This is a genomic window from Niastella sp. (assembly GCF_045805085.1).
GTDB lineage: Bacteria > Bacteroidota > Bacteroidia > Chitinophagales > Chitinophagaceae > Niastella.
Genome location: NZ_JBJMLX010000055.1, coordinates 1 through 7,967 on the forward strand (window position 1 = coordinate 1; position 7,967 = coordinate 7,967).

Annotated in this window: 3 protein-coding genes; all 3 read left to right on the plus strand. The window is 46.9% G+C overall.

The genetic code is table 11. The features are described from left to right. Window positions 1-41 precede the first annotated feature (41 nt). Window positions 42-5,729 (plus strand): hypothetical protein, encoded by a 5,688-nt coding sequence (locus ACJ751_RS02355; protein ID WP_407743770.1) that lies wholly within the window; start codon window positions 42-44, stop codon window positions 5,727-5,729. A gap of 19 nt (window positions 5,730-5,748) precedes the next feature. Then, complete coding sequence (locus ACJ751_RS02360; protein WP_407743771.1) at window positions 5,749-6,588, plus strand: hypothetical protein; 840 nt, start codon at window positions 5,749-5,751, stop codon at window positions 6,586-6,588. 54 nt (window positions 6,589-6,642) lie between these two features. Continuing rightward, the coding region (locus ACJ751_RS02365) for a hypothetical protein (RefSeq protein ID WP_407743772.1) at window positions 6,643-7,967 on the plus strand (1,325 nt) is incomplete at its 3' end.

Consider the following 7,967-nt stretch of genomic DNA (forward strand, 5'->3'; position numbering starts at 1 on the left):
ATCTGTATTATCAGAATGCGGTTAACAAACCAAATTATGTAATGGATTTTACCCGCTTTAACGATCGCGAGGTAACGCCCAATACGCCTGTTATTTCCGTACCGCAATATACATACGATGTTTTTTCCATTCAGGGGGAAGGTACCGGCGGAAACATCAGGGCGTACCGGAATGACCTGGGGTATGTAAGAGATAATAGCACACTATCAAAAGATAAAAACTTCAGTATTGGCGGTGATATAGATGCGCCGGGGCACTACGGCGCCAATTTGAATACAATAAAAACGCCCTCCATTATTGGCGAATGGAACAATGGGAACAGGCTTCGTAACACGATTGGGTTTACCCAGCCGGATGCCACCTTTGAGAATGTTTATTTCCGCAATCCCGGTGAAGCCTGCGTTACCGATCCTGCCCGGTTTGCGCAAATAGGCGGTACCAACCTGGTGCGGTACAAATTAAGTGGTTCGGGTCAGTCACCTGCGGTTGAACCTTTATTACAGACCTTTGACGCCGCCGGCAGGCTGCAGTCAACTGTCGTAGACCTGCGGCAGCAATCTGTCATCAGGGAACGTAACAAACGTACACAAGTGATCAGTTTCCTCACGGCAGCAGAAGCAACGGAGGTGGGTCTTGATAAAACAATAAAAAGCTACAACTACCAAACCTTTCTCGATGCGGTTACGGATACCTTGCTCTATGAACCCATTCAACGGGTAGGTGGATACCGAAAACCGAACCATATCTCCCAGATCAATGTAACGGAAAGCAATGGTAAAAGATATGTGTACGGTGTGCCGGTATACAATGTGATGCAAAAAGATTTTACATTTTCCGTCAGCAATTCATATACAGAAATTCCCGATCAGGTAAGTGTAAACGCAGGCGAGGCTACTGCCACTTCCTCCTTGCTGAATGATAATTCAAGCCGGGATGGGTACGTGCAAATAACAAAAACCCCTGCTTATGCGCATTCGTTTTTGTTGTCGGGTATCCTGTCGCCCGATTACGTAGACCTATCAGGCAACGGCATTACCGAAGATGACCTGGGCGATGCCGTTAAATTCAATTATTCAAGGATCAGGGAAGGAAGCGATACGGTGTATAAATGGCATACGCCACAGGGAACAAATAAGATGGCCCATTTCAATGCTGGCCTGCGGTCAGAGATAAAAGACGATAAGGCGATGTTCACGCACGGAGAGCGGGAGTCGTGGTACCTGCAATCGGTAGAGTCAAAAACGATGATCGCCCTGTTTTACGTCTCGAATCGGATGGATGCCAAAGGCGCTGCCGATGAACTGGGCGGCATGAACAGCAGTAATGTAATAAAGAAGCTGGATAGTATTGCCCTGTACAATAAAGCCGATCTGAAGTCGAACGGGCTGGCAAAAGCAAAGGCCATCAAAACAGTTCACCTTGATTATAGCTACCAGCTTTGCAGGAATGCACCAGATAATACATCGGGTGTTACAGGCAATAATGGCAAGCTCACGCTGCAAAGCATTTATTTTACCTATAACGGTAAAACAAGAGCATTCAAAAACAGGTACAGCTTTTCCTACTCTTCAACCGGAATGGATAATGCAACCGATAATCCGGATTATACAACGAATGCTGCCGACCGCTGGGGTACTTACAAACCCGCCAGCCTGAATCCTGGTGGTTTGAAGAACAGCGACTATCCCTACAGTATTCAACCTGCGGGCAGCAACACCACTATCAATAACAATGCAGCAGTCTGGATGCTGAAGAAAGTGGTACTGCCTTCTGGTGGACAAATTGAAGTGAATTATGAAAGTGACGATTACGCCTATGTGCAGGATAAAAGGGCGGCTATAATGATGCCGGTGGCGGGATTTGGCCCCACTAACTCATTCGGCGCCGCGGGCAACCATTTGTATCCGGTTGTGTATACAGCATCCACAGAAAATGATTATGTTTTCATGTCGGTGCCTGAAGGGTGCAGTAATGCCACGGATGTGTACAAAAAATATTTACAGGGACTTACCCAACTCGCGTTTAAAATATGGGTACGAATGCCTAAAGGGCCTGAGTATATCCCCTGTTATGCTAGCTTTGGTTCAACTCCCGATGTTGATTATGGCGTAGACGCGAATAACAACAAGATCATTTGGGTAAAAATGAAGCGGCTGGGTGGTAAAAGCCCACTGTCGATGACAACGCTCGAATACTTGCGGCAGCAGTTGCCGGGACAGGCGTTCGAAGGATACGACGTGTCGGGAGAACCGCCATTGAAACAGGTAGGGGATATGTTGGTGGGCATGATAAAAAGCTTACGCGATGCGTTTACTGATCCGGTAAATGCTTTCCGGAAAGATGGGAAGGCCTTGCTCACCGATCTTTCTAAATGTTATGTGCGGTTGGATGATCCCGATGGACATAAATACGGCGGCGGGTACCGCGTACGATCAGTGGTGCTCAGGAACAACTGGGATTCCATGACCCGGCAGTACGGCGCAAAATATGGACAACAGTATGACTATACTACTACTGAAAACTTTGGCGGTGCAGTTCGTACTATCAGCAGCGGCGTGGCTTCTTATGAACCTTCAATAGGTAATGAAGAAAATCCCTGTCAATCCATTCTACAGGTAGAAGATGATTTGCCCCTGGGCCCAACTTCTTATGGCGCAGTGGAAATGCCTGTGCTCGATGGCTTCTTTCCTTCACCGGTAGTAGGGTATAGCAAAGTGACGGTTACTTCCCTTAAAACAAATACCGATGCGGCAAAAAAATCAAGATCGGGTGTGGGCAGACAGGTGACGGAATATTATACGGCAAAAGATTTCCCGGTATATTATAATTATACGGCTTTTGATGCCACCAGTGTAAAAGAATTTCACCAGGCATCCACCAGCAATTTCTTTAACAAATACGGGTATGATTTCAAAGCGCAATCACAGGGCTTTCTGGTAGCCACCAACGATATGCATGGTAAAATGAGATCGCAATCCTCCTATGCAGAAAACGATACCACCACGCGGATAAGCTATACCGAAAACTTTTACCGCAATACAGGCGTCAATGGATTGAACGATCAGTTCACCTTCATCAGTAAGGATAACAGCGGCACTGCCTATACAGGTAATCTGGGTGTAGATGTTGAACTTATGACAGATGCCCGCGAGTTTTCGGTAAAAGGCTCCAGCCGGGAATACCAGGGACAACTGGACTGGTTCTACTTTGCATTGGTCAATTTTCCGATCCCTACCTTATGGAAAATAAATGGTTCTACTGAAAATACCTATCGCGCCGTTACCACCACTAAGGTGATCAGTTACCATGCGGTGCTCGACAGCGTGGTGGTAATAGACAAGGGCAGCCAGGTGAGTACAAAAAATCTGGCCTATGATGCACAAACCGGTGAATTGTTGGTAAGTCGTACGAATAATGAATTTAACAGACCCATTTACAATACTTCCTATCCCGCTTACTGGGCTTACAGCGGCATGGGACTGGCTTATAAAAACATCGACGCCCGGTTTTCAGGGCTCAACTTTGCAGATGGAAAGATCACCAATCCGGGTTTTGACTTTTCTGTTTTTGAAAGTGGTGATGAATTGTACATTACTTATCCCGGCAGTCCTACTTCCTGTCCGGCTCCATCATCCGATGCCATCAAACTGCTTTGGGCATTGGATAAAAACAAGAACAACTCTTCATTGACAGATCCTGCCCCGGATTTTATTTTCATAGATGAAGCCGGGAAACTCTATAACAGATCAGGTGTTCAATGCCGCATTATCCGCAGTGGCCGGCGCAATATGCTCGAGAGCCAGGTGGCCTCTGTAACAGGAATGACCAATCCGCTTGCCACCGGTAAATTGTTATTCAACGCCAATGGAAAACAGGTCAATGCCTCGGCGGTTGAGTTCAGGGAAAAATGGATGACCGAAAATGACCAGTTCAGACGATTCAGTAGAATAATGAATCCGGCGATATGCGCTTACCAGGATATTGAAAGCGGCAGCGGCGCCCTCGAACAAAATATCAATCCCTATCGCAAGGGGTTGCTGGGGAATTTCAGGGCTTACCGCAATATGGTGTTTTACGATGGCAGAATGGAAAATGATACGACCGGCAATACCAATATTGCCGAAAACGGGATGCTGAAAGACTTTAAGCTGTACTGGGATTTTAATGGCTACAGTAACCTGGTTCCCGATGAAACGAGCATTCAATGGGTTTGGAACGCCAGATCAACCAGGTATAATACAAAGGGGCTGGAGATGGAAACACAGGATGCGCTGGGTGTATTTACTGCTGCACAATACGGCTATCATAAAACGCTGCCAGTGGCTATAACAGGTAACAGCCGGTATAACGAGATGGTATATATGGGTTTTGAAGACAACAATTATGACGAGGCATTGCATCCTTATTCCACGGTGCCGTATGCACAAAAATTCATTGATTTTACCGGTATCCCTAATACGAGTATCGTTAATGCAAATAACACGGCGGTGAATGCGCACTCGGGTAAATACATGATGGTGGTAAATCCCAACAGCACTGCGGTGAAACAGTTTGAAGTGGAACCGGCGGTTGCCGATGATTTCAGCTTTGCCTACGACCACTTTGTACCCAAACAGATCTTTGAACGGGGAATGAATCATCAGATCATATATGAGTATCCTGAAAATTTATTAAGTAGTAATCCTGCTACGATAGAAACCTGGGGAGATAATGGCATGCACCTTACACTGTATCCCTGGTTGTCAACGGTTCCCCGCGAAACAATAATTAGCAATGGCTACACCTATACCATTCAAATGAGGCAGTATGTTGAAATTACCCAGCCGGGGGTTTATCATTTCGGCCTTACCAATTATCGCGTCTCTGGCACTGGTACTGGTCCTGTAAATAATATGGGTGGCGTTGCCATTTACCCAGTCAACTCCAATGATTATCCTGCAGTGAATTATGAAAGTCCGATTTCACCGGCTGGTGTGACTTATACGTGGCAACATTTTTCGGCCTGCTTCCCCGCAGGGATCTACGAGATCGTCTGTACGGCCGATGCCGATTTCCCACCCTTTAACGGGCAACCCTGGCCCTATGATCATTTTTATTTCCAGTTTTTTGATGCTAATAACATACCAAATATATATATAGATGGCGGCCCGGTGCCCGGTTATAAATCACTCAACACGCAAAATACCTGCGGGTACGATCTTCCTGTCCCTGCAACAGCTTATATGTATCATGCGCGTTTCAGTATACCCCTCAATAAAAAAATGTTGTTCAGCGCCTGGGTGCGGGAAAGTTGCGGCGATCCGGCCAATGGCATTCCGTGTAAACAGTCAGGTTACCAGAACAACCAGGTACAGTTGAAATTCCCCAATTCCACTGTAAGTGATGTGATCTTACGTCCCACCGGTCCCATCATAGATGGCTGGCAGCGGGTGGAAGGCGAGTTCACAGCTCCGGTGGGTGTGTATGCGATGACGCTGAACTTTGTAAACAGCGGAGCCGGTCAGTTGTATGTCGATGACATCCGCATTCATCCATTCAATGCCAATATGAAAAGTTATGTCTACGATCCCGTGAACCTGCGGCTGGTGGCTGAGCTAGACGCCAATAATTATGCAAGCTTTTACGAGTATGATGAAGAAGGAACGCTGATCCGGACAAAAGCAGAAACCCGCGAAGGCATAAAAACGATAACGGAAACAAGAAGCGCCTTACAAAAGGTGATTCACTAAAAGTATACCTGTCCTTACTATGAATAGAATAACGATCCTACAGGCGATGACGGTAGTGTTGCTCCTTACAACTACGGCCAATGCGCAGCGCAGCAAGGAGAGAGCTGATACCCTCACTGTTTATCGCGAGTTTGCCGCATTGGGGCAGTGGTACCTGCAACAGCCTTTACAAATGAATATCCACGTGGGTTACCGAAGTACTCCTGATACAGGGCAGGATAGTGTAGAAACAAATATGCAGGTGTACTATGGGAAAAGTGATTTTTATCTGCAGGCCGAAGGCATGGAGCAAATTGCCAATGACTCGGTGATTGTGTTGGTCAACAATGAAACTAAAATGATCAACCTGTATCCCAATAATGGGGAGTCGTTCAAAAAATTCCGGGAGGCCATGGCCCTGTTGGCACCCGATTCATCACTGCAAAAACTGGCGCAACAGTATGTGGCAGGAATTAATGAGGAAAGGCAGGGAGAAAGCAAGATCACGTTACAAAGCCGGAACAAGGTGTCAGGTACTGACCTGGTAAAAGAGGTCGTAAGCATTACGTTTGATGCAGCAACCCATCAGCCGCTTGCGTATTATCATATAAACAGGAGTCTGGTGCCTGTGGATTCTATAGCCTACAGCCGGTTGGCTGAAAACAGCGCTTATGCTGGCCGGTTGATCAATACCAAAGTCAATGAATACAATGTGTTTCTCGTAGTGAAAGAACTTATAACCGATTGCAGGTTCACGAACATCAGTCATGGACAGCAGGCGCCGCCTGCGCGAGAGCACAATCGGGTATTGCGGGGAGAAAACGGCGAATATCTGGCTGCAAAGGGATTCGAGCATTACCTGGTGACCACAGAATGGTGAAGCGGAGTAATAACATCATCAACAACAGGAAAGTAACAACCAACAAAATATTTTATGTCAATGTTTTGCCAACCCATAAAGGTGTGTAAGTACAGCTGCCACTGTATTGTATTGGTGCTCTTGCTCCTGATGGGAGTAAAGGGAAATACACAATGGGCCCTTGGGGGCAACCGCACCATAATTTTGGGCCAATCTTATACCTATTATCCCACTTATAACGGTTCAGTCGATTATCCGTACTGTGGACAGTATTCCTGGACTGTAGTAGGGGGATATTTCACGCATACCGGTACTACCGCTTTCCAGGCAATGAGTGAATGCCCGGTTGTTGATCTGTGGGACCTGTCAATTGATGTAACCTGGACCAGTACTTCGGGCGCTGTGTACTGTAGTACCTGGGGTAATATGAGCTTATCTGTGGCTGAAATGAATCCGGGTTCCATTTCACCTACGGTTCAATATATAAATTTTAATACGGCGCCCGGACCTATGATTGGTACGGATGCTACCTGTATCAACGGTTCAGGATGCATCAGCTATCAATGGCAAACGGTAGACGTCTATGGTAACTACACAGACATACCTGTTACCACAAGGGATTGGTATCCCAGCGCCTCCGACGTGCTCACTACTTCTACCACGTTCGTGCGTAAAGCAATTGATCATTGTGACTGGACCGAAACTTATTCCAATGGAGTCACCGTAGGGGTTTATGCGCCACTCACCTGTAGCATCAGTCCACCTTTCCAAAACGTTTCGCCGGGCAATACGGCTGCTACCTTAACGGCAAGTGTTGGTGGCGGCTCGGGCAGTTATTTCTATCAATGGCAAAGCTCACCCGATCAAAACGCCTGGTCTAATGTGAGTACGGCATCTTTCTACAGTCCGGGGGTTGTAAATACAACTACCTATTACCGGCTTATAATCAGTAGTGCTAACAGCAGCATTATAAGTAATGTGGCTACCATAAATGCATGTCCGGTGGGCTCTGGAACCATCACCGGTCCTAATATTTGTGTGGCCGGCTCCTCAATTAAACTGGTCAGCCTTCCTGCCGGCGGGCAATGGAGTACGACCAATCAGGCGGTTGCGAAAGTAAATGCCAATGGTGTGGTAACCGGGGTGGCCCCCGGCACTGCCAGCATTGGGTATACCGTTACCAATTCCAACGGCTGTGGTACAACCATTTCGCAGTTAGGGCTCAGTGTGGTGCCTTTCAGCAGTTATGTGCAGGGACTTGGCAGGGGGATTGATGATCCGCTTAGCATCGACACCATTTCATTGGCGCCAGGTACCGTTAAAGCAATTGAATTCAAACAGGACACCGGCAGATCTTCGGCCCATAGTATTAAAAACGTACTGGCGCTGCGGGTAATAGA

Coding starts and splice junctions, on each gene's coding strand:
- ACJ751_RS02360 (WP_407743771.1), top strand. CDS start 5,749: ATGAATAGAATAACGATCCTACAGGCGATGACGGTAGTGTTGCTCCTT.
- ACJ751_RS02355 (WP_407743770.1), top strand. CDS start 42: ATGGATTTTACCCGCTTTAACGATCGCGAGGTAACGCCCAATACGCCT.